Source organism: Sphingomonas sp. (assembly GCF_017304615.1).
Lineage (GTDB): Bacteria > Pseudomonadota > Alphaproteobacteria > Sphingomonadales > Sphingomonadaceae > Sphingomonas.
The window spans coordinates 612,555-635,016 of the sequence record NZ_JAFKLZ010000001.1; the positions used below are offsets into that span (position 1 = coordinate 612,555).

At 65.8% G+C, this 22,462-nt stretch carries 19 protein-coding genes; 7 read left to right on the top strand and 12 right to left on the bottom strand.

Features of this window, described 5'->3' with window-relative positions; all coding sequences use genetic code 11:
- Window positions 1-5: 5 nt before the first annotated feature.
- Window positions 6-1,448: a glucuronate isomerase gene (gene uxaC, locus J0J06_RS03000; protein ID WP_294039867.1), complete on the bottom strand. Its 1,443-nt coding sequence runs from the start codon at window positions 1,446-1,448 to the stop codon at window positions 6-8.
- Between the two features lie 67 nt (window positions 1,449-1,515).
- Complete coding sequence (locus J0J06_RS03005; RefSeq protein WP_294039868.1) at window positions 1,516-2,550, bottom strand: LacI family DNA-binding transcriptional regulator; 1,035 nt, start codon at window positions 2,548-2,550, stop codon at window positions 1,516-1,518.
- Window positions 2,551-2,639: 89 nt separating this feature from the next.
- Here J0J06_RS03005 and J0J06_RS03010 point away from each other — a divergent pair, with 89 nt between their 5' ends.
- The 4 genes from J0J06_RS03010 (at window position 2,640) to J0J06_RS03025 (ending at window position 7,741) form a co-directional block, all read left to right on the top strand.
- The gene (locus J0J06_RS03010; protein WP_294039869.1) at window positions 2,640-4,118 is read left to right on the top strand and encodes a UxaA family hydrolase; all 1,479 of its coding nucleotides are present in this window, start codon (window positions 2,640-2,642) and stop codon (window positions 4,116-4,118) included.
- Window positions 4,118-5,551: a mannitol dehydrogenase family protein gene (locus J0J06_RS03015; protein WP_294040816.1), complete on the top strand. Its 1,434-nt coding sequence runs from the start codon at window positions 4,118-4,120 to the stop codon at window positions 5,549-5,551. Before J0J06_RS03010 ends, J0J06_RS03015 begins: the two co-directional genes overlap by 1 nt.
- An 82-nt stretch (window positions 5,552-5,633) precedes the next feature.
- Window positions 5,634-6,428 carry a fumarylacetoacetate hydrolase family protein gene (locus J0J06_RS03020; RefSeq protein WP_294039870.1) on the top strand — a complete coding sequence of 265 codons (795 nt, stop codon included), beginning with the start codon at window positions 5,634-5,636 and terminating at the stop codon, window positions 6,426-6,428.
- 23 nt (window positions 6,429-6,451) lie between these two features.
- Entirely contained in the window at window positions 6,452-7,741 is a 1,290-nt protein-coding gene (locus tag J0J06_RS03025; protein ID WP_294039871.1) for an MFS transporter, read from the top strand.
- Window positions 7,742-7,783: 42 nt separating this feature from the next.
- Here the strand turns inward: J0J06_RS03025 and J0J06_RS03030 are convergent, their stop codons facing one another.
- Together J0J06_RS03030 and J0J06_RS03035 are read right to left on the bottom strand one after the other, a co-directional pair.
- Window positions 7,784-9,100 (bottom strand): sigma-54 dependent transcriptional regulator, encoded by a 1,317-nt coding sequence (locus J0J06_RS03030; protein ID WP_294039872.1) that lies wholly within the window; start codon window positions 9,098-9,100, stop codon window positions 7,784-7,786.
- Window positions 9,097-10,812: an ATP-binding protein gene (locus tag J0J06_RS03035; protein ID WP_294039873.1), complete on the bottom strand. Its 1,716-nt coding sequence runs from the start codon at window positions 10,810-10,812 to the stop codon at window positions 9,097-9,099. The genes J0J06_RS03030 and J0J06_RS03035 overlap by 4 nt, the downstream gene beginning before the upstream one ends.
- Window positions 10,813-11,063: 251 nt before the next feature.
- On the opposite strand from J0J06_RS03035, the gene J0J06_RS03040 reads away from it, so the two are divergent.
- The 3 genes from J0J06_RS03040 to J0J06_RS03050 are packed head-to-tail and all read left to right on the top strand — an operon-like array spanning window position 11,064 to window position 16,446.
- Window positions 11,064-12,401, top strand: coding sequence for a dicarboxylate/amino acid:cation symporter (locus tag J0J06_RS03040; protein ID WP_294039874.1), 1,338 nt, complete (start codon window positions 11,064-11,066; stop codon window positions 12,399-12,401).
- Window positions 12,402-12,421: 20 nt separating this feature from the next.
- Window positions 12,422-15,553 (top strand): TonB-dependent receptor, encoded by a 3,132-nt coding sequence (locus J0J06_RS03045; RefSeq protein ID WP_294039875.1) that lies wholly within the window; start codon window positions 12,422-12,424, stop codon window positions 15,551-15,553.
- A complete protein-coding gene (locus J0J06_RS03050) occupies window positions 15,553-16,446 on the top strand; it encodes a PEP-CTERM sorting domain-containing protein (RefSeq protein ID WP_294039876.1) in 894 nt (297 codons plus the stop codon). The genes J0J06_RS03045 and J0J06_RS03050 overlap by 1 nt, the downstream gene beginning before the upstream one ends.
- A gap of 88 nt (window positions 16,447-16,534) precedes the next feature.
- Here the strand turns inward: J0J06_RS03050 and J0J06_RS03055 are convergent, their stop codons facing one another.
- The 8 genes from J0J06_RS03055 to cydX form a co-directional block, all read right to left on the bottom strand.
- Window positions 16,535-16,849 (bottom strand): zinc ribbon domain-containing protein YjdM, encoded by a 315-nt coding sequence (locus J0J06_RS03055; RefSeq protein WP_294039877.1) that lies wholly within the window; start codon window positions 16,847-16,849, stop codon window positions 16,535-16,537.
- 20 nt (window positions 16,850-16,869) lie between these two features.
- On the bottom strand, window positions 16,870-18,570 hold the full coding sequence (locus J0J06_RS03060; protein WP_294039878.1) for a SulP family inorganic anion transporter: 1,701 nt from the start codon (window positions 18,568-18,570) through the stop codon (window positions 16,870-16,872).
- The gene (locus J0J06_RS03065) at window positions 18,554-18,880 is read right to left on the bottom strand and encodes a helix-turn-helix domain-containing protein (protein ID WP_294039879.1); all 327 of its coding nucleotides are present in this window, start codon (window positions 18,878-18,880) and stop codon (window positions 18,554-18,556) included. Before J0J06_RS03065 ends, J0J06_RS03060 begins: the two co-directional genes overlap by 17 nt.
- A gap of 123 nt (window positions 18,881-19,003) precedes the next feature.
- Window positions 19,004-19,639: an NAD(P)H-dependent oxidoreductase gene (locus tag J0J06_RS03070; protein WP_294039880.1), complete on the bottom strand. Its 636-nt coding sequence runs from the start codon at window positions 19,637-19,639 to the stop codon at window positions 19,004-19,006.
- Between the two features lie 87 nt (window positions 19,640-19,726).
- Window positions 19,727-20,119: a response regulator gene (locus J0J06_RS03075; protein ID WP_294039881.1), complete on the bottom strand. Its 393-nt coding sequence runs from the start codon at window positions 20,117-20,119 to the stop codon at window positions 19,727-19,729.
- A 47-nt stretch (window positions 20,120-20,166) separates the two neighbouring features.
- Entirely contained in the window at window positions 20,167-20,781 is a 615-nt protein-coding gene (locus tag J0J06_RS03080; RefSeq protein ID WP_294039882.1) for a response regulator, read from the bottom strand.
- Window positions 20,774-22,270, bottom strand: coding sequence for a PAS domain S-box protein (locus J0J06_RS03085; RefSeq protein ID WP_294039883.1), 1,497 nt, complete (start codon window positions 22,268-22,270; stop codon window positions 20,774-20,776). Before J0J06_RS03085 ends, J0J06_RS03080 begins: the two co-directional genes overlap by 8 nt.
- Before the next feature lie 59 nt (window positions 22,271-22,329).
- Window positions 22,330-22,452 (bottom strand): cytochrome bd-I oxidase subunit CydX, encoded by a 123-nt coding sequence (gene cydX / locus J0J06_RS03090; protein ID WP_294039884.1) that lies wholly within the window; start codon window positions 22,450-22,452, stop codon window positions 22,330-22,332.
- Between the last annotated feature and the right edge of the window lie 10 nt (window positions 22,453-22,462).

The following is a 22,462-nucleotide window of genomic DNA, read 5'->3' on the forward strand; positions in this document are numbered from 1 at the left end:
TCTCCTCAGGCCGCTTGCGCAGCAAATTGCGGGTCATCGATCTTGTAGGCGCGGCGCACGAGACCGCTGGTTAGTTCGTGCGCGAGTTCGGCGGCTTCCCAGTCGGCGATGCGATGCTCCGCCACCAATCGGGCGAGGAACGCGCAGTCGATCCGCCGTGCGACATCGTGGCGAGCGGGGATGGACAGGAAAGCGCGGGTATCGTCGTTGAAGCCGACCGTGTTGTAGAAGCCCGCCGTTTCGGTCGTCATCTCGCGGAACCGGCGCATGCCTTCCGGGCTATCGTGAAACCACCAGGCGGGGCCGAGTTTCAGGCAGGGATAATGCCCGGCGAGCGGCGCGAGTTCGCGAGCATAGGTGCTCTCATCGAGCGTGAAGAGGATGATCGACAAGTCGCGCTCGTTCCCGAACCGGTCGAGCAGCGGCTTGAGCGCGTGGACATAGTCGGTCCGTGTCGGAATGTCCGCACCCTTGTCGCGCCCGTGGCTGGCGAACAGCCCGGCGTTGTGGTTGCGGCAGCTGCCCGGATGGATCTGCATCACCATGCCGTCCTCGACGCTCATCGCCGCCATTTCGGTCAGCATCTGCGCGCGGAACAACTCGGCGTCGGCGGGGGTCCAGGTGCCCGTGACGATAGTGTTGAACAACCGCTCTGCTTCGTCGGGCGACAGGTTGGCGGTCAGCGCCGTGGCATGGCCGTGATCAGTCGCCGTTGCGCCGGCCGCGCGGAAATCGGCGCGCCGTTTGCGATGCGCCGCGAGGTAGCCGCGCCAGCTGAACACATCCTCTCCGGTGAGATCGGCGAAGCGCGCCATGGCGGGCTTGAACGCCTCATGCTCGACGTCGATCACGCCATCGGGTCGATAGGTGGTGACGACGCGGCCGGCCCAGCCCGAGCGGCGGATGGCGTGATGATGCGTCAGATCGTCCTGCGCGCCTTCGGTCGTCGCCAGGAAATCGATCCGGAAGCGGTCGAACAACGCGCGCGGGCGAAACGCGTCGGTCGCGAGGCTCTCGCCGATCGCGTCGAAATAATGGTCGGCGGTGGAGGCGTCGAGCGCCACATCGATCCCGAACACCTCGGCAAAGACATGGTCGAGCCACAGCCGTGAGGGCGTGCCGCGGAACAGGTGATAGTTGCTCGCGAACAGCCGCCACGACGCGCGCGGGTCAGTCGCCGGGATGCCGCTCCGGCGCGGGATCGCCAACGCGTCGAGTTCTACTCCCTGACTGTAGAGCATGCGGTAGATGTAATGATCCGGCGCGAGCAGCAGGCTGGTTGCGTCGGTCCACTTCGCGTCGCTCGCGAACCAGGATGGGTCGGTGTGCCCATGCGGGCTGACGATCGGCAGGTCGGCGATCGCCGCATACACGTCGCGGGCGATGGCGCGCGTGCCGGGATCGGCGGGAAACAGACGATCGGGGTGCAGTTCAAGCGATCCGGCCATTTCTCTCTCCCTCCTTTCGCTTCTGTCGAGCGGCGCGTTGGTAACCGGTGTCAGTGCGCAGTGCAACCTACTCCGTCGGCGGCGCGACCGATGCGCGGCGGATCAATGTCGACAGGAACATCGACGGTTCCTGAACCGCGTCGTTATCGTCATTGTCGGCGATCCCGGTGATCATCTTGAGCGCCGCCGACCGCGCCATCGACGCGATCGGCCAGCGCACCGTCGTTAGCGGCGGCCACATGTGCGCGGCGATCGGCGTGTCGTCGAACCCGATCACCGACAGGTCGCGTGGCACCTCCAGTCCGCGTTGGTGAGCGGCATGGATCACACCCGCGGCCATCTCGTCGTTCGATGAAAAGATCGCGGTTGGTCGCGGGACGAGGTCGAGCAGCCGTTCGGCGGCGACCATGCCCGACTCGAAGCGATAAGTGCCCTCCGCAATCATGCTGCGCGGCAGCGGGATGCCGGCGTTGCGCAACGCTTCCTCGAACCCCAGCCGGCGTTCCTGCGCCGAGCGAAAGCCGTGCGGCCCGGCGATCAGCCCGATCCGGCGATGGCCCTGCTCGATGAGATAGTCGACGGCGGTGCGGACCGCTTCACGGTCGTTCGAAGCGACCATGTTCTCCGGCCGGTCGAGCATTGCCGAGCCCATGCGGACGTACCGGCACCCGATCGCGTCGCACAATTTGGCGACAGAATCGTTCTCGCTGATCGGCGGCATCAGCAGCACGCCGAACAACCGCTGCCGCTCGAGGAAATGGCGCAGATCGTCGAGCATCGTGGGCGATCCGCGATCTACCGGACGCACGACCATTTCGAATTCGGTGTCCTGGATCGCCTCCAGCATGCCCTGCTGGACGTTCATCACGGTCTGCGCGTTGGGATTACCGTGTACCAGACCGATCAGGAAATTGCGCCGCAGCGCCAGCGCGCGCGCCTGGGGGTTGGGGATATAACCGAGCTGGCCGATCACGTCTTCAACCCGCTTGCGCGTATCGTCGTTGAGCAACGGCGATCGGTTGATCACGCGGCTGACGGTCTTCTTGGACACGCCTGCGATACGCGCCACGTCGTTGATCGTCGGCTGGCCGGTCTTTTCCATCGCGAACGGGCATAGCGTGGGCTGGCGCGCCGGGCTAGCCTTGCGCGCAGGCGCAATCAACTTATGCTACCGGTTACCATGAGGATGATATGACGGCCAGCGCGATCCGCATCGACAGCCGCGACACGGTAGCGACGCTGCTGTCCGAAGGGCACGCCGGCGACGCGCTGCAGATCGACGGCATGGCAATCACGCTCGCGGACGACATCGCCCGCGGACACAAGGTCGCGCTCGGCCGGATCGAGCCGGGCGAAGACGTGATCAAATACGGCCATTCGATCGGCCGGGCGACCGCGCCGATCGCGGCGGGCGGGCACGTCCATTCGGAAAATCTGGCGACCGCGCTGAACGGGACCGACGACTATTCCTACGATCGCGCCGATCATGCGCAACTCGCCGCGAGCGATGCGACGTTCATGGGCTATCGCCGTGCCGATGGGCGGGTGGGGACGCGCAACGAAATCTGGATCCTGCCGACGGTCGGCTGCGTCGCGCGCACCGCCGAACGGATCGCGGCGGGCGCAGCAGCGGCGGTAGCGGGGCAGGTCGACGGCGTGCACGCCTTCACGCACCCGTTCGGCTGCTCGCAACTCGGCCAGGACCTCGACGGGACGCGCGCGATCCTGGCGTCGCTCGCCTGTCACCCCAATGCCGGCGGCGTGCTTATCGTCGGATTGGGATGCGAGAACAATCAGATCGCTACCCTTCTTGAGACAATTCCTGAGGCGCGGCGGCCTGCGGTCCGAACCCTTGCGACGCAACGTGCGGGCGACGAGATTGAGGAGGGGGTCGCGCTGGTCGAGGAACTGGCCGCCGCCGCAGCGTGCGATCGGACGCCAGCGCCGCTCGCCGACCTCGTGCTTGGCGTGAAGTGCGGCGGGTCTGACGGGCTGTCGGGGCTGACCGCGAACCCGCTGGTTGGGCGGATCAGCGATCGCGTCGCCGGGTCGGGCGGCCGCACCGTCTTCACCGAAATTCCCGAACTGTTCGGCGCCGAACAGATGCTGATGAACCGCGCCGAAGACGCCCTCATCTTCGGCAAGTTCGTCGATGTCGTAAACGGCTTCAAAAATTACTTCCTCGCTCACGGCGAGCCGGTCTCCGAAAATCCCTCCCCCGGCAACATCGCCGGCGGCATTACGACGCTGGAGGAGAAATCGCTCGGCGCGGCGCAAAAGGCGGGGCGAGCGCCGGTGGCCGATGTCATCCACTATGGCGAACGCGTTGCCACGGACGGCCTGACCCTGCTCGAAGCGCCGGGCAACGACGCCGTTTCCTCGACCGCGCTGGCGGCGGCGGGCGCAACCGCGATCCTGTTCACGACCGGGCGGGGGACGCCGCTCGGTTTCCCGGTCCCGACGATCAAGATTGCGTCCAACAGCGATCTCGCCGCGCGCAAGCCGGGCTGGATCGACTTTGACGCCGGCAGCGTGCTCGACACCGGGTTCGCGGTGGCGGAATCGTTGTTGCTTGACCGCGTCATGGCGATCGCATCGGGCGAGACGACCGCCGCCGAACGCAACGGCGAGCGCGAGATCGCGATCTGGAAGCGGGGAGTGACGTTGTGATGCGGTTGTCGAGGGCGACGCTGGCCTCGGTCCCGGCGACAATCGAAGCGCCACGGTCGCGCGGACCGATCGCGACGGGGATCGTGCATTTCGGGGCGAGCGCGTTCCACCGCGCGCATCAGGCCGACTATATCGACCGTTTGCTCGACCATAACCCGCGTTGGGGGATCGCCGCCGTTTCGCTGCGGTCGCGGGGCACGATCGATGCGCTCGCGGCGCAGGACGGCCTCTACACACTCGCCATTCGCGACGCCGAATCGTCGATGCGGTTGATCGGTGCGCATACCCGGTCCCTGGGGCCGGAGGACGCCGATGCCACGCGCGCGATGCTGGCCGCACCGGACACGCGGCTGGTGACGATGACCGTGACCGAGAAGGGCTATTGCCTGGCAACCGACGGCAGCCTCGATTTCGCGCACCCGGATATAATCCACGACCTGGCCGTGCCCTCGGTCCCGGCAAGCGTAATCGGCTGGATCGTCGCGGGCCTTGCGGCGCGGCGAGATGCGGGTGTTCCGCCGTTCGTCGTGATGCCGTGCGACAACCTTGCCAGCAACGGGGCGAAAATCCGTGCCGCCATCATCGGTTTCGCGCGCCGCATTGACCCGGCGTTGGCCGGCTGGGCCGAGGATACCCTCCGCGTTCCCGCGACGATGGTCGATTCGATCACGCCGGCCGCCGACGATGCGCTGTACGCCGATGTCGCCGCGGCGCTGGGTGTCGAGGATCGCGCTGCCGTCCAGCGCGAACGCTTTGCGCAATGGGTGATCGAGGACGTCGGCGATATCGGGCCCGATTTGGCTTCGGTCGGCGCAACCATTACTAGCGATGTCGGCGGCTATGAACGGGCGAAGCTGCGAATCCTCAACGGCGCGCATTCGACGCTCGCTTATTCGGGTTTGCTCCGGGGCCATGCGACCGTCGCCGAGGCGATGCGAGACGCGGAACTCGCGGAATTCGTCGATGCGATGATCCGCCAGGACATCATCCCGACATTGCCGCCGGTCGCCGGGCTCGACCTGCATGCCTATGCCGACGACGTGCTGCGGCGGTTCGTCAATCCGGGGATCGTCCACCGGCTCGACCAGATCGCGCAGGATGGATCGCAGAAACTGCCTTATCGGCTCGGCGACACGCTGATCGCCAATCGGCGCGCCGGGCGGATGCCCCACCATATCGTCCGGGCGATTGGCGGCTGGGTGGCGTTCCTGATGCGGCGCGCCCGCGAAGGTATGCCGATAATCGACCCGCTCGGCGCTCGCCTCCTTACGATCGCGTCGCACATCGATCCAAGCGACGTGGCGTCGCAACTGATGGGTCAGGGGATCGGCATTCCGCTGGAGCTGGCGGGCGATTCCGAGTTCGTCGAACAGCTGGGCCAGGCGTCGTCGGCCGCCCTACATGGCGCCCCGCTGCCCGAAGCGACCGCTTAAAAAACGCGACGGGCTTGCCAATGACACCGGTTTCCCATAGGCCGTTTGGAACGCCAATGAAGGCGAGGGGAGGGGTTCGGCGGTGAAGCCAGACAGTGACGCCGACAATATCGTCCAAATTGCTCGATCGTTCGTCGATGCGCGTCGCGCGGGCAGGGCGTTGCCTGACTATCCCGGCGCCATGCCGACCACGCTCGATGAAGCCTATGCCGTACAGGACATCGCGATCGAATTCGCAGGATCAACGGTGGCGGGGTGGAAAGTCGGCAAGATCGATCCGCCGGTTGCTGGCACCAACCGGCTCGCGGGACCGATCTTTGCTGATCAGATCGTGAGCAATGACGGCTCCGTCGTCGCGATGCCTGTTTTCGCTGATGGCTTTGCCGCCGCCGAAGCGGAATTCCTGCTGCGGATCGGCGCGATGCCAGATCCGGCCAAAACCAGTTACACGATCGACGAGGCGCGCGACCTGATCGATGCCGTCCATGTCGGAATCGAAATCGCGAGCTCGCCATTTCCTGGGATCAACCAGAACGGCCCCGGCGTCACGATCTCGGACTTCGGGAACAATAACGGCCTGGTCGTCGGCGACGGCATCCCGAACTGGCGCGACGTCGATCTCAACGAATGGCAGGTGCGGCTCTGCATCAACGACCACGAAGTCGGCGCCGCGACAACGGCGACGATGCTGGACGGACCATTCGGCGCGGCGCGATTCCTGTTCGAACTGATGGCGGCGCGGGGTATTGCGCTGACGCCGGGTCAGTGGATTTCGACCGGCGCCGTGACTGGCGTCCACGCCGTGTCGATAGGCGATCGTATCGAGGCTACGTTCGACGGCAGAATGACGATAGGGTGCATTATCAAGGCTCGCTAAGAGGCCGGCGGAGGAGAGGTGTAGTGGCAGGCACGGGGATACCGGAAGCATCGCCGGTCGATGCGCGCGTCGGGCGTTATCGCTGGGTGATCGTCGGGCTGCTGTTCGCGGCGACCGCGATCAACTATGTCGATCGGCAGATGATCGGCGTTCTGAAGCCGACCATTTCGGGTGAGCTCGGCTGGAACGAGACGACCTATGCGAACGTCGTCACTTGGTTCCAGATCGCCTATGCCATCGGGTATCTGAGCTTCGGCAAGGTCGTCGATATGTTCGGCGCGCGGATCGGCTTCTCGATCGCGTTCGTGATCTGGACGGTCGGCCATACGCTGTGCGGTTTCGTCAACAACGCGTTCCAGTTCGCGGCGGCGCGGTTCGTGCTTGGCATCGGTGAATCGGGCAATTTCCCTTCCGGCCTGAAGGCGGTGAGCGAATGGTTCCCCGCCAGGGAGCGTGCGCTGGCCACGGGCCTGTTCAATGCTGGGTCGAATGTCGGCGCGATCATCACGCCGCTCGTCGTGCCCGCGATCACGATCGCCTATGGCTGGCGCATGGCGTTCATCGTCACCGGCGTCGTCAGCCTGGTCTGGCTGGTGGCGTGGATCGCGGTCTATCGCCGCCCGCGCGAGCAAAAGCGGCTGTCGGCGGCTGAGTTGGCCTATATCGAAAGCGACCCGGCGGACGCCGGAGAGAAGATCGGATGGTTGAAGCTGCTAGGCTATCGGGAGACCTGGGCATATGCGCTGGGCAAGTTCCTGATCGACCCGATCTGGTGGCTGTTCCTGTTCTGGACGCCGGATTTTCTGGCCAAGACCTACAATCTCGACCTCAAGAGTTTCGGGCCGCCGCTCGTCGCGATCTATCTGATCTCCGACATCGGCAGCATCGCCGGTGGCTGGTCGTCGTCCACGCTGATGAAACGCGGGTACAGCGCCAATGCCGCGCGCAAGATCACGATGCTGATTTGCGCGTTTCTGGTGATGCCGATCTTCTTTGCGCAATATGCCGCGAGCGTGTGGCTGGCGGTTGCGATCGTCGGCCTTGCCACAGCGGCCCACCAGGCGTTTTCCGCCAATCTCTACACGATCCCGTCGGACATGTTCCCGCGCGCCGCCGTGGGATCAGTGGTCGGGATCGGTGGCACGCTCGGCGCGGTCGGCGGGATCTTCATGGCGCAGTTCACGGGCTATGTGCTGCAACAGACGCACAGCTACACCCTGATCTTCGCAGTGGCCGGCTGCGTCTATCTGATTGCGGTGACCGTCGTGCACTTGCTCAGCCCCCGGCTGGCGCGTATCGACCTGCACGAATAGTCTGATCACGCCTCACCCCGCTACGTCCGGTCAACAAGGCCGTTATTTGAAATCGCCGGGCGAAATGCCGAAGCGTTTCATCTTGTCGTACAGCGTCTTTCGCGGAAGGCCGAGCGTGGCGAGGACGGGGGCGACGCGACCTCGGCTCGACGTCAGTGCGGCGCGGATTTCGCCGGCCTCATAGTCCGCAACGCGCGCGGCGAGCGGTTTGGCGAGAGCGTCCGGTCCGGCGGTCCACGTCCCCAGGACCGCTTCAGTCGCGGCGTTGCGCAGTTCCCGGACATTGCCGGGCCAGTCGTGATGACGCAGGCGGCTTTGCGTCGCCGCGTCGATGCGCCAATCCTGACGGCCGAACAGCCGTGCCGCTTCGCCGGCGAATGTCGCGAACAACGCCACCACATCGTCGCCGCGCTCGCGTAGCGGCGGCACGCGGATACGAGCGGTGTGGAGACGATAGAGCAGGTCGGCGCGAAAGCTACCTGCCTTGACCGCTTCGGCCAGGTCGATCTTGCTGGTCGCCACCACGCGCAGATCGACCGCGTGCGGCCGCTCCGCGCCGATCGGGTGGACCTCGCGCTCCTCGAGCACGCGCAGCAGTCGGGCCTGCATGGTGAGCGGCATGCTGTCGATTTCGTCGAGCAGCAGGGTGCCACCGCTCGAGCTGGCGATGTGGCCGGTGCGCGACAATCGTGTTTGGGGCACGCTGTCCGCCGCGTGACCGAACAGTTCGATCTCGGCGAGGCCTTCCGGCAGCGCGCCGCAATTGACCGCGATCAACGGCCGGGCGCGACGCGGGCCTTCTCGGTGCAGCATGGTCGCGACCAGCTCCTTGCCGGTCCCGGTCTCACCCTCGACCAGTACGTCGATGTCGGCCACGGCGAGCTGCCGGATGACCTGGCGCAACCGCTGCATCGGCGGGCTGTCGCCAATCAGCGGCTCGCTCGCGGCGGGCGCGTCGGCGAGTGCGCGGAGATGGCGATTGTCCATTACCAGCGCGCGGTGCGCGAGCGAACGGCGGACGGCGGCGATCAGATGGTCGGTCGCGAAGGGCTTGGTCAGGAAGTCGGCCGCACCGTCACGCATCGCCCGCACCGCCATCGCGATGTCGCCATGCCCGGTGATCAGGACGACCGGGATTTCGGGGTCGATCAAGCGCACCGCCGCCAGCAGTTCGAGCCCGTCCATGTGCGGCATGCGGATGTCGGTGACGACGATGCCAGCAAAATCCTGACTGATCGCGGCGGCGTCATCCGCGCGGGCGAAGGCGCGAACGTCGAACCCTGCTAGTTCGAGCGCCTGGGTCGTCGCCAGCCGCAGCTGATCGTCATCCTCGACGAAGATCACCGGGGCCAGGGTCATGCAGCCCTCAGCGTGGCGACAAACGTCCCACCGACGCCACCAGCAACATGGGCGATGTCACCCCCGAACTCGCGCGCGATGTCGCGGGCGATGGCGAGGCCCAACCCCAGTCCTTCGGGCTTGCCGGAGGAGAACGGTGTGAACAACGTCGCGGCGATTGCGGGGTCCAGGCCGGGGCCGTTGTCGGCGACCGACAGCGTAATGGCATCTCCGTCGCCGGCGGCGGTGATTGTCACGCGACCGCCGCGCCGGTCGGCGACTGCTTCGATGGCGTTCTGGACCAGGTTGATGACGACCTGTTCGAGCCGAGTCCGGTCGCCGACCAGTACGACACCGCGCAGGGCGTTCGTCAGCTCGACGCTGACGACATCGCGCGCGCGCTCGCCCAGCAACAGCATGGTGCCGTCGATTACCGAACCCAGCGTCGCCTCGCCGCCGGCGCCCACGCGCCGTCGCGCGAAGGCGCGCAACTCGCCCGTGATCGTGCCGATCCGGGCGGTCAGTTCGACGATCCGCGCCAGGTTGTCGCGCGCCTTCTCCGGCGCTGCGCGATCGATCAGCGTCGCGCCGTTTTCGGCGAAGGTGCGGATCGCGGCGACCGGCTGGTTGATCTCATGCGCGACCCCTGCGGTGATCTGGCCGAGCGAGGCGAGACGATTGGCCTGGGCCAGTTCCTCGCGCGCTTCGCGGTATCGGCGGTCGGCTTCGACGCGTTCGTTGGATTGGACCACCAGTCGCGCGTTCGCGTCGCTGAGTTCGGCGGTACGACGCTTGACCTCCTCCTCCAGCGCCTCCCGCGCCGCCGCCTGGAGTCGCCGCGTTTCGGCCGAGCGGATCAGCAGGCCGGCGACGATCGCGGCGACCAGCAACAGGCCCAGCCCGACGATCAGGGCCTGGCTGCGCGCGGCGGCGAGGGGCGGATCGAGCGGAGAAAGATGGAGCAGCCGCCCCCCGGCAAGCGCGGCGGGTTCGACCGCGACACGATACCGAGTCTTGCCGCCAACGACCGCTTGAGGGCCGTCGAGCGATAGCGGCGCGGGCAACGGAGGATTGCCGCCGAACTGGAGCGTCTGACGCAAGGCAGTGAGCGTCGCGGCGTCGATTGGCGCGATCGCGAGGAACCGCCATGAGGGCGCGCTCGTCACCAGTACGACGCCGTGCGCATCGACGACGAAGCTCATCCCCGGGGTCCGCGCCCAAGCCGCTTCGACGCCGTCGAACTCGACCTTCACGACGACGACGCCAAGCGCCCTTCCGTCGCGGTCGATCCGCCGTGCGAGATAGAGGCCGGGCCGTCCGCTGACGGTGCCCAAGGCGAAGAATTCGGACGCGCCCTTCACCATCGCGTCGCGGAAATAGGGGCGGAAGCCGTAATTCTGGCCGACGAAGCTGGCTGGCGTGTTCCAGTTGCTCGCCGCGCGCGTCGTGCCGGACGCATCGACGACGTAAATCGCGGCGGCGTCGGTGCGCCGGGCGAGCTGTTCGAGCGTGCGGTCGAGCCGGTCGCGCGCAGCCTCGCTGCGGTCGCCGAGCGTTGCGGCGGCGTCGGGATATTCGGCGAGCACGACGGGGAGGAGCCGGAATTTCTGCAACTCGCTCGTCAGCAAAGCGACGTGCGTGCGAGCAGCCTGTGCGGCGGCGGCGTCAGCGGCGGCGTTGGCTTGCCTCAGCGACCAGCGCAGACCCGCCCAGCCGAGCGCGGTGACCAGCACGATCAGTACTACACCAGCAGCTAGTGCGCGGCGCCCGGACCTGGCGGAAATCCGCACTATCCGACGAAGAATGTGCGGAAATCCGCACGTTCCAATTCGTGTGGTCGACCGCGGTCGTCAAAAATAAACATGTAAATCAATAATCTATCGTCCAATCGCCGAGCACTGGCCGGCCGGCGCCGCCGCTGCAACAATGCACGGCCAAGGCCCGGTGACAAGGGCCGGTCGTACCACGGCGGCAGAGAGGAAGTATGAAGGTCCAGTCCATCGACATGACGCCGCCGTCGCGCGTGCCGTTTTATCGCCACCTCTATGCGCAGGTGCTGGCGGCGATCGTGCTCGGCGTTCTGCTCGGTCATTTCTGGCCGCACGCCGGCGAAGCGCTAAAACCGCTCGGCGACGGGTTCATCAAGCTGGTCAAGATGATCATCGCGCCGGTCATCTTTCTCAGCGTCGTCGGCGGCATCGCGGGGATGCGCGAGCTCGGTTCGGTCGGGCGTGTCGCGATCAAGGCGTTCGCCTATTTTCTGATCTTCTCGACGCTCGCGCTGATCGTCGGGCTGGTCGTCGCCAATGTCGTCCAGCCGGGCGCGGGGATGAACGTGAACCCCGCGACGCTCGATACCAAGGCGGTGGCGGGCTACGCGCACGATGCAGGCGAAACCACCGTCACCGGCTTCCTGATGGCGATCATCCCGACGACGATGCTGTCGGCGCTGACGGATGGCTCGATCCTGCAGACCCTGTTCGTCGCGATCCTGTTCGGGATTTCGCTGTCGCTGGTCGGACGGCCCGCTGAGCCGGTGCTCGAGCTCGTCGAGCGGCTGAGCCTCGTCGTGTTCAAGCTGGTCGGCATCCTGATGAAGGCCGCCCCGATCGGCGCGTTCGGGGCGATCGCGTTCACCATCGGCAAATATGGTGTCGGCAGCCTGGTCAATCTCGGCGCGCTGGTCGCGACCTTCTACCTGACGTCGTTGCTGTTCGTGTTCGTCGTGCTCGGCGCGGTCGCGCGGGCGCACGGTTTCTCGATCGTCAAGCTGCTCGCCTATCTCAAGGCCGAACTGCTGCTGGTCCTTGGCACGTCATCGTCGGAAGCCGCGCTGCCCAACATGATGGTCAAGCTCGAAGCCGCCGGGTGCGATCGCGGTGTCGTCGGCCTCGTCGTGCCGACGGGCTATTCGTTCAACCTCGACGGCACCAACATCTACATGACGCTGGCGGCGCTGTTCATCGCGCAGGCGACCGGCGTCCATTTGTCGTGGGGCGACCAGCTGCTGCTGATGGGCGTCGCGATGCTGAGTTCGAAGGGCGCGGCCGGCGTGACCGGCGCGGGGTTCGTGACGCTCGCCGCGACGCTATCGATCGTGCCATCGGTCCCGGTCGCGGGCATGGCGCTGATCCTCGGCATCGACCGCTTCATGAGCGAGTGCCGCAGCCTGACCAATTTCGTGGGCAACGCCGTCGCGACGATCGTCGTCGCGCGCTGGGAGGGCAAGCTCGACCGCGGCATGCTCGACCGCGCGCTGACCCAGCGACCAACAATCGAGGACAATCTGGAGGCGGCCGTAGAGCCGCAGATCATCGCATAACGAGAACGGGGAGAGGAACTATGAACCGATCGATCAAGCTGGCGCTGGCCGCTTCCACCGCGCTCGGCGCGCTCGTGCTGGGGATGCCGTCGTTCGCGCAGGATGCGCCCGCGCCGCAGGACCAGACGAGCAACGTCCCCGGTCTCGACCAGGCGCAGGACGCCAGTGGCCAGCCGCAAGCGCCCGAAAAGGACATCGTCATCGTCGGCTCGCAGATCAAAGGCGCGAGCACGACCGCGGCGCTGCCGGTGACGGTGGTCGGCCGCGACCAGATCGACGCGGCGGGCGCGGCGTCGGGCGACGATCTGTTCCGCTCGATCCCGCAAGCCGGCGACGTCACGTTCAACGAAAGCAACAACCCGCAGACCAGCAACGCGGCGCGCGGCGACGTCAGTTCGATCAATCTGCGCAACCTCGGCCTTGGCAACACGCTCGTGCTGCTCAACGGCCGGCGCCTCGTCCAACACCCGACCAGCCAGGCGGGCGAGGGCAACGTGCCGGTGCTCAGCTTCAACGCCAATTCGCTTCCGGTCGCGGGTCTCGACCGAGTCGAAGTGCTGCGTGACGGCGCGGCGGCGATCTATGGGTCTGACGCGGTTGCGGGCGTGGTCAACACCGTGACTCGGACCGATCTGGACGGCGGTCGGCTCGACTTCCGCTTCGGCTTCCCGTCGAGCACGTCGCGCCGCGATTACGAGGTGACCGGCACGCTCGGCAAGAATTTCGCCGGCGGGCGCGGTAACATCTCGATCTACGCCGACTATACGCGCCGCACGGCGCAACTGGCGGAGGATCAACCCTATACCGCCACCGACAATCTGCTGTCCTTCTTCGCCAACGACCCCGCCTTTGCCGGCAACCTGACCGCCGATGGCCGCGCGACGCAATCGCCCTGGGCGAACCTGGCGGTTGTCGGCGGCCCGGGCACGATCCGCCGCAGCCCGGGCAACCAGGCGCTCACCTCATCGGCCGGTGCGTTCCACACGCAATCGATCCTCAACCCGGGCTGTCTCGTCACGATCAACGCCGACACGTGCCTGGGCAGCGGCACGCGTTCGACCGCGACGACGTTGCGGTCCGAACGGTTCGACACGCGGCCGGGCACTACCGTGACCCCCGCGATCAACCGCTACAACACCTTCCTGGCGGCGCATTACGACCTGTCGGATCGAGTCACGGTGTACACCGAACTCGGCTACTATCGCGCCGACACGACGCGCATCCAGCCGCCGACGATCAACCTGAACGCGATCACCATTCCGGCGTCGAACTATTGGAACCCGTTCGGCCCGGTTACCTTCGCCAACGGCCAGGCCAACCCCAACCGCATCCCCAACCTGACCAACGTGCCCGCCGCCGGCCTGCCGGTGACGCTCAGCACCTATCGCTTCCTCGACGCCGGGTATCAGGTGGTGAAGACGGTCAACTGGCAGGACCGCTTCCTGATCGGCGCCAAGGGCAAGATCGGCGGGTTCGATTTCGACAGCGCGATCCTCTATTCGGAGGCGCAGGCGGTCGACAATTCGCCAGCGATCGACATGACCAAGCTGCAGGCGAACCTGGGGCTGTCGACGCCCGACGCCTATAATCCGTTCAGCGGCGGCTGCTCGGCGACGCCCAGCCTGGGCGATTGCTCCCCGGCCAGCGCGGCGACGATCAATTCGTTCACCGTCAATTTGCGCCGCAAGTCGAAGACGACGCTCGGCCTCGCCGACTTCAAGCTGTCCAAGGCGGATCTGCTCAGGCTGCCCGGTGGCGACCTCGGTATCGCGCTCGGCGTCGAGGGGCGGCGCGAGACGCAGATGGATGACCGCGACCCCAATCTCGACGGCACCAGGACCTTCACCGACAGCGTCACCGGTGCGACCAACCAGTCGAACATCGCTTCGGTCAGCCCGACGTTCGACACGCGCGGCAACCGCACCGTCTTCTCGGCGTTCGGCGAACTTGCGGTTCCGGTCATCTCGCCCGAGATGAAGGTACCGCTGATCCGCCGGCTCGATGTCCAGTTGGCGGGGCGTTACGAGCATTACAGCGACTTCGGGTCGGTCGCGAAGCCGAAGGTCGCGGCGGCGTGGGACCTGGTCGACGGCATCCGCCTGCGTGGGTCGTGGTCGCAGGGGTTCCGCGCGCCGAACCTCGAACAGCTCAACGCGGTCGCTTTCTCGCGCCTCAACACCAACACGGCGGCCAATACCGATTACTATCGGTGCGAAGCGGACGTGCGCGCCGGACGGCTCGCCGCCAATGCCTTCCCGGCCTGCACGCGCCAGATCGGCTATTCGATCGCGGTCAGCGGCAACCCCGACCTGAAGCCGGAAAAGAGCACCAACTGGACCGCCGGCATCGTACTCGAGCCCAAATTCATCCCGCGCAAATACGGCAAGCTGACGTTCACCGCCGATTACTGGTCGATCAAGCAGACCGGGATCGTCGGCCAGTTCGGGCCGCAGAACGCGCTGGTGCTCGACTATCTCCTGCGCTTGCAAGGATCGAGCAACCCCAACGTGGTTCGCGCGCCGGTGACATCCGATGACCAGCTGGTCTTCAACGGCAGCGGCCTGGCGACGGCGGGGGCCGTCACGCTGATCAAGGACCAGTTCGTCAATTTGCTGCCGCAGACGGTGCGCGGCTATGACTTGTCGCTGATCTACACCATCAAGACCGACATCGGCCGCTTCAACCTCAACGTGAACGTCGCGCGCCTCACCAAATATTCCCGCACGACGCCGCCGGCGGTGCAGGCGCTGTTCGACGCGCGGGCGGCCGGGACGATCAACGCCGCGACGCCGCTGACCGATCCCCGCAGCCTGCTTCAGGTCAATGGCAAACCCAAATGGCGCTGGTCGGGATCGCTGACGTGGAGCCTGAAGGGGTTCACGCTGGGCGGCTATGCCAATTATATCGGTACGGTCTATGACACGGCGTTCCTCGACGCGAACGGTAATCCATTCGTCGTCGATGGTCAGACCCAGTTCAATCTTTACGCGCAATATCGCGTCAGGACCGGCGCGCTCGACGGGCTCAGCTTGCGAGTCGGCGCACGCAACATCTTCGACAAACAGCCGCCGGTCATCGACTCGGGCTATCTTGGCTCGCTCTATGTGCCGTATGGGCGATATTGGTACACGCAGATCGGGTTCAAATTCTGATGACGAAGCGACGGATCGCCCTGTTCGGCCTGTTCCTGGCCGCCGCATCGCCAGCGGCGGCACAGACCGCCGCTCCGGCGACGAGGGCCGCTGCCGCGCCGCGCACGATCCTGTTCGTCGGAAACAGCTTTACGCAAGGGGCGCATTCGGCGGTCAAGAGTTACCGCGCCGATGCGGTGACCGATCTGAACGGCGACGGCTATGGCGGCGTGCCTGCCTTGTTCAAGACGTTCACAGAGGAAACGGGACTGAACTACAGGGTCAGTCTGGAAACGCAGGGCGGCAAGACGCTTGGCTTCCACTGGACCGAGCGGCGGCGGTTGCTCGATCGGGCATGGGACGTCGTGATCCTGCAGGAACTGAGCACGCTCGACCGTGACCGGCCGGGCGACCCCACCGACTATCGCACCTATGCCCCGCAATTCGCGGCGATGTTCGCCCGCGCCAATCCGAAAGTGAACGTGCTGCTGATGGCGACCTGGGCGCGTGCCGACCTGGTGTACCAACCTGGCAGTCCCTGGTCGGGAAAGCCGCTCGCCGGCATGACGATGGACTTGCGCCGCGCGACCGACGGCGTGCGCGCGCTGTCGCCCGTGTTCAAGGGCGTGCTGCCCGTCGGTGAGGCGTGGACTCGCGCCATCGCCGCGGGCGTCGCCGACCCCAATCCCTATGACGGCGTCGCGTTCGGACAGGTCGATCTGTGGACCTACGACCAATACCATGCGAGCATTTTTGGCTATTATCTGGAGGCGCTGGTCGTGTTCGGTCGCGTGACCGGCATCGATCCAACGCGGCTCGGCCCAAAGGAACGCGCCGCCGACGACTTGGGCATATCCCCCAAAACGGCCGCGGCGCTCCAGGCGATCGCGCGAGACCAACTGGCGGCACCCTGACTGTCGGCGCGCCGACAAAGGCGCACTCGCGATCGACGTTCAAGAGCGAACGCGAAGCCGCAAACAGATCAGCGCACGATGGGCAGCACTAACGCTTTCGAACGAACTCGGCGCGAAGCACCAGGCCCTTGATGCCCTCATACTTGCAATCGATCTCCTGATCGTCGCCGGTCAGCCGGATCGACTTGATCACCGTGCCGCGCTTCAGCGTCTGATTCGCGCCCTTGACGGTCAGATCCTTGATCAGCGTCACGCTGTCGCCGTCGGCGAGCAGATTGCCGACCGAATCGCGGACCTCGACGGCGTCGGCGCCTTGCGCGCCGGCCTTGGCCGCGGACTCGGACGCGCTGATCCACTCACCGGTGGCTTCGTCATAGACATAGTCTTCATTCGTATCGGTCATGATAATCCATTGCCTGAGGGTCAGTTGAGAGAGAGCGGGACGGCGTTCTTCGCCTGAACGATCGTCGCGGCGATGCCTAGCGCTTCGGGAAAGGTCCCGGTGTGAATGACGCCGGCGTCCTTGTGGCCCAGACCGACGCGTTCGAGCATGGCGAGCGGTTGCGGCTGGACGCCCGACAGGATGATCTGAGCGCCCGCCGCGCTGGCCCGGTGCACGATTTCCGCGAGGGTCGTCACGCCGCTCGCATCCAGCATCGGCACGCGGCGCATGCGCAGAATGATGACCTGCGGCGTCTCACCGACCCGCCGCAAGGTGTCGAGCAGGTCGTTGGCGATGCCGAAAAAGACTGGCCCGTCGATCCGGAACACCTCGACGCCCTTGGGAAGCGCGGCGCGCTGATTAAGGTCCTCGTCGTCGTCCGACGTCCCGCCGATCCCGGTCTCGATCTGCACCGTTTCGCTCATCCTCGCCATGAACAGCAGCGAGGAAAGCGTCACCCCGACGGCGATTGCGGTGGTCAGGTCGACCATCACCGTCAGCCCGAACGTCAGCAACAGCACCGCGCGATCGCCGTTCGGCATCCGCAGAAGCCCGACAAAACGTTGCCGCTCGCTCATGTCCCACGAGACCATGAACAGGATCGCGGCGAGCGCCGCCATCGGCACGAACGCCATCAGGCCGGTCGCGAACAGGATGAACAGCAACAGGAAGAAAGCGTGCAGCATCCCGGCGACCGGGGTTACCGCGCCGGCCTTGATGTTGGTCGCGGTCCGGGCGATCGCGCCGGTCGCGGGCAGGCCGCCGAACAGCGCCGAGGCAATGTTGGCGACCCCCTGACCAACCAGTTCCTGGTTCGATCGGTGCCGCGATCCGATCATGCCGTCCGCGACGACCGCCGAAAGCAGTGCTTCGATGCCGGCGAGGAACGCGATCGTGAAGGCCGATGGCAATACCGCCTGCACCTTGGCGATCGAGAAGACTGGCAGGGCAGGGGCAGGCAGGCCCGGGGAAATGTTCGGAAACCGTGATCCGATCGTGTCGACGGGCAAGTGCAACAGCGCGACGGCGATCGACGCGACGACCACAGCGATCAGGAAACCGGGCAAGCGGGGGGCCAGCTTGCGTAGCGCGACGATCAGGATCAGCGACCCGGCGCCGATCGCGAGCGTCGCGGGCTTGATGCTGCCAAGCGCCGCGAAATAGGCCTGCCATTTTGGCAGGAAGGCGGCGGGAACGTTGGCGATCGAAAGACCCAGGAAGTCCTTGACCTGGCTCGACGCGATGATGACCGCGATCCCCGCGGTGAAACCCGTCACGACGGGATGCGGAATGAACTTCACCAGCGCGCCGAGCTTCGCATAGCCGGCGACGATCAGCAGCAGGCCGGCGATCAAGGTGGCGAGCAGCAATCCGTCATAGCCGTGCGTGGCGATGACGTTGAAAACGACGACTACGAACGCCCCGGTCGGGCCGCCCACCTGCGCGCGCGACCCCCCGAGGGCGGAGATCAGGAAGCCCGCCACGACCGCCGTGACCAGCCCCTTGTCGGGCGAAGCGCCGCTCGCGATACCGAGCGCCGTCGCGAGCGGCAGCGCGACGATCGCGACGGTCAGCCCGGCAATCGCGTCGCGCCGGAAACGATCCAGTGTATATCCTTCGCGAAGGACGGTGATCAGCTTGGGCGTGTAGGCCGTCCAGCGCGCGTCATGCAGCACTGCCATTGGCTCCCGACGCGTTCGTCTGGTCGAACATCATGCTGGGGACGGGCTTGGTCGCGCCGCCCGCCGTTTCCTTCAGCCGCACACCGCGGCCGACGCCAGCGCTGGGCGCATTCTCCCCGATCAGTTCGATACCGGCCTGTTCCAGCGCGGCGATCACCTTGACCAGCGTATCCACGACACCTCGCACCTGGCCGTCCGACGCTTCCATGCGCTGGATGGTCGGCAGCGAAAGCCCCGCGAGATCTGCGAGCTGGCGCTGGTCGATTCCAAGAAGGGCGCGCGCGGCGCGCATCTGCTGCGACGTGATCATGAATAACTATTGATGTATAAAACATCAAAATGCAATCAAAAATGTGATATTCGATGTAATAGTCCAACCAAGCGATATGGTTGGCTTAGGGCGGAAGCGTCAGGCTGGAAGCGGATCGGGGGGTCAGGCGGCGGCTATATCGTTCAGCATCCCGCAGGTCTGGCGCGCCGCCGCGCGCACGCGTTCAAGCTGCTCGGCCGCGTACTGCGCGCTCATGTTCGGCACGACGTCATCGATCATGACGTGCTGGCTCTGCCGCATCCCGAAGCCGCGCCACAGATAGACGTCGAATATCTCGCGCAGCGACAGCACCTGACCCTGCTCGTCGAGCCAGGACAGCGGATGCCCCGACGTGCTGAACGACAGCAGGGGCTTGTGCCGGAGCGCGGGTTGGCCGGTCTGCGCGCGGAAATCGCGGAACGAATAATGCGCGCCCAGCACGCGGTCGACATAGCCCTTCAGGATGGCGGGGGGCAGACCGAACCAGATCGGGTAGACCAGCACCAGTGCGTCGCTCTCTTCGATGAAGGACAGTTCGGTCCCCACATCCGGTGCGAGTTCGCCGCCTTGCCCGGGGCGCTCCTGGTCTCCAAGCACCGGGTTGAACCCCATGTCGTACAGGTCGCGCACGACGACCTCCTGCCCCTCACTGGCGACTTCATCGGTATAGGTCCGGAGTATCTCGCCGCAGAAACTCGTGCGATTGGGGTGCGCGAACACCACGCAATGCCGGAGGGTCTGATTGGGGGCCTGTTCCATGATCGCATCCCGATATGAGAGGTTGACGCTGCAGATGCAGTGTTCAGCAGATCGGTCCCATCCGCAAGAATGCGTAGCCGTCCGGGCCTATATCGCCAGCGCGTGGAACAATTCCTGCTGGCGGAGCGGCTTTTCGAGCACGGCGTCGAACCCGCTCGCCAAGGCCGCGTCGATCAACGTTTTCGAACTGAAGGCGGTGATCAGCACCGACCGCCCCGACCAGCCGGTACGGCGGAGCGCACGCAGCAGCCCGATGCCGTCTCCGTCGGGCAACCGGTAATCGATCACAAGCGCGTCGCTGTCCTGATCCTCGCTGAGATGGCCGATCGCGCTCGCCGCCGACGCATACGACCGGACATCGAAGCCGCGCCAGGCGAGCAGCAGTTGCAGGGAGCGACGGACTCCTTCGTCATCCTCGACCAGGATGAGCCGGCGTCGGGGCGGGTCGTCCGGGCTGGCTTCGGGGATCGAATCGCTCATGCCCGCACTTTGCCGATGTGCGGAAATGCCGGCTTTACGTAATGATCCTAGGCGTCGAGACCGGCGGCAAACCCGAGCCGTAGCGCCTCGGACAGGCTGCGCACCTTGAGCTTGGTCATGACGTTGGCGCGATGCACCTCGACCGTGCGCGGCGAAATGCCGAGGTCGTAGGCGATCGTCTTGTTGGGATGCCCCAGCACCAGGCCGCGCAAGACTTCCTGCTCGCGCGGGGTCAGCGCCTTGATGCGGACGGCGGCGTCGTGGGCGGACAGATCAGCATCGACCTGTTGGTCGAGCCGCTCGAACGCCGTGTCGATCGCCGCCAGCAGCCGCGCCTTTTCGAACGGCTTTTCGAGGAAATCTGCCGCGCCGTTCTTCATCGCGGTGACGGCGGTCGCGATGTCGCCATGTCCGGTCAGCACGACGACCGGCATCGCGATGCCGTGCTCCGCCATCGCGGCCTGGACCGCCAACCCGTCCATGTCCGGCATGCGGATGTCGAGCAGGACGCAGCCCGGGTCGGCGTGCTTCGCTTCCTTCAGGAACGCGACGCCCGACGCGTAGGTCTTCACGTCGAACCCCGCCGTCCGCAGCATGAAGCTGGCCGACTTGCGGATCGATTCCTCGTCGTCCACGATGTGGATCAGCCGCCGTTCAGTCATCTTTTGCCTCGCTGTCCGCGCTAATCACCGTAAAACGGAAGATCGTTCCGCCGCCCGGCCGCGGGTCGGCCCAGATCCGCCCGCCATGCGCTTCCACGATCGTGCGGCAGATCGATAGGCCCAATCCCATGCCGCCTTTCTTGCTGGCCGAAAATGCCTGAAAAAGCTCGATCGCTGGATCGATTCCCGGCCCCTTATCCTCGACCGATACGAGCACCATGCCGTTCGCCGCACGTGCAGTCGCTATCGTGATGTCGCGCACAGGCCGATCGCGCAACGCTTCGACCGCGTTGCGCAACAGGTTCACCAGCACCTGCTGGATCTGGACGCGGTCCACGACGACGCGCCCGGCGTCAGGTGCGAGATCGAAAAAGGTTCGCACGCCGCGTTCGCGCGCGCCCGTCAATGCGAGCCGTGCCGCTTCGTCGATGAGGTTCGGCAAATCCTCGAACCGCTTTTCCACCTCGCCGCGCGCCACGAAATCGCGCAGCCGCCGAACGATGCTGCCCGCGCGCAGCGCCTCCGCCGCCCCCTCCTCGACGGCTTCGCGGATCAGGGGGAGCGTGTCGCCGTCCAGCCGGTCAAGCAGGTCGCGCGCGCCCTCCATATAATTGGCGATGGCGGTCAGCGGCTGATTGAGCTCGTGAGCCAGCGTCGATGCCATCGTACCCATCGCGCTGACCCGCGACACGTGGATCAGTTCGGATTGCAACTCCTTCAGTCGTAACTCCGCTCGCTGCTGATCGGTCAGGTCGCGGATGAAACCGGTGAAGATGCGGTGGCCCTCGCTGTGCGTTTCGCCGACCGACAATTCCATCGGAAATTCGCTACCGTCGCGACGCTGCCCGACGACGATCCGGCCGATCCCGATAATCCGCCGTTCGCCGGTTGCCAGATAGTGGCTGATATAGTCGTCGTGCCGCGCGGCGTCGGAAGTCGGCATCAGCAGTGAGATGTTGCGCCCCACCAAATCGGCCTCCGCATAGCCGAACAGCCGTTCGGCCGCTGCGCTGAACGACAGGATGCGACCGCGCTCGTCGATCACCACCATGGCGTCGGGAACGGTGGCAAGGATCGAGCGGACATGGAGTTCACTCTGCGCCAGTGCACGCTCTGCCGCCTTGCGCGCCGTAATGTCCACGATGCTCACGCCAAACCCCCGCAGTGCGCCGTCCGGTTCGCGCAGCGCGACAATGGTGGTCTCCCCGAAAAATTCGGAGCCGTCGTGGCGGACGTGCCATTCCTCGGCGGCGAACGTACCCTTCTGCGCAGCCTCTGTGCGATGCCGGGCGGGCAGGCCCTCGCCGATTTCACGTTCGGCGTAGAGGCAGTCGATCGACTTCCCCACGATGTCCCGCTCGCTCCAGCCCGTCAGCGCCGCGGCGCCCGGCGTCCATGCCGTGATTGCGCCATTGCCGTCGGTCAGCATCAGCGCCCGGTCGGTCGCGCTTTGGATGAACAGCAGGAAATCGTCGGCGCGGTTGGGCATGAACTGTCGGAGATCCTTGTCAGTGGCCGGGCTACCGCCGAAGCGGTATCGGCACGCTGTTAGTTACCGGATCCCGCGTCGGTTTCGATTTCGTCCGGCAGGTGAAATTCATGCCACATGCCGTTGAGGATGCCGAAAGCGACGGCGAGGCCGAGGCCGAGCACCCAGGTGAAATACCACATCGCGGAATCT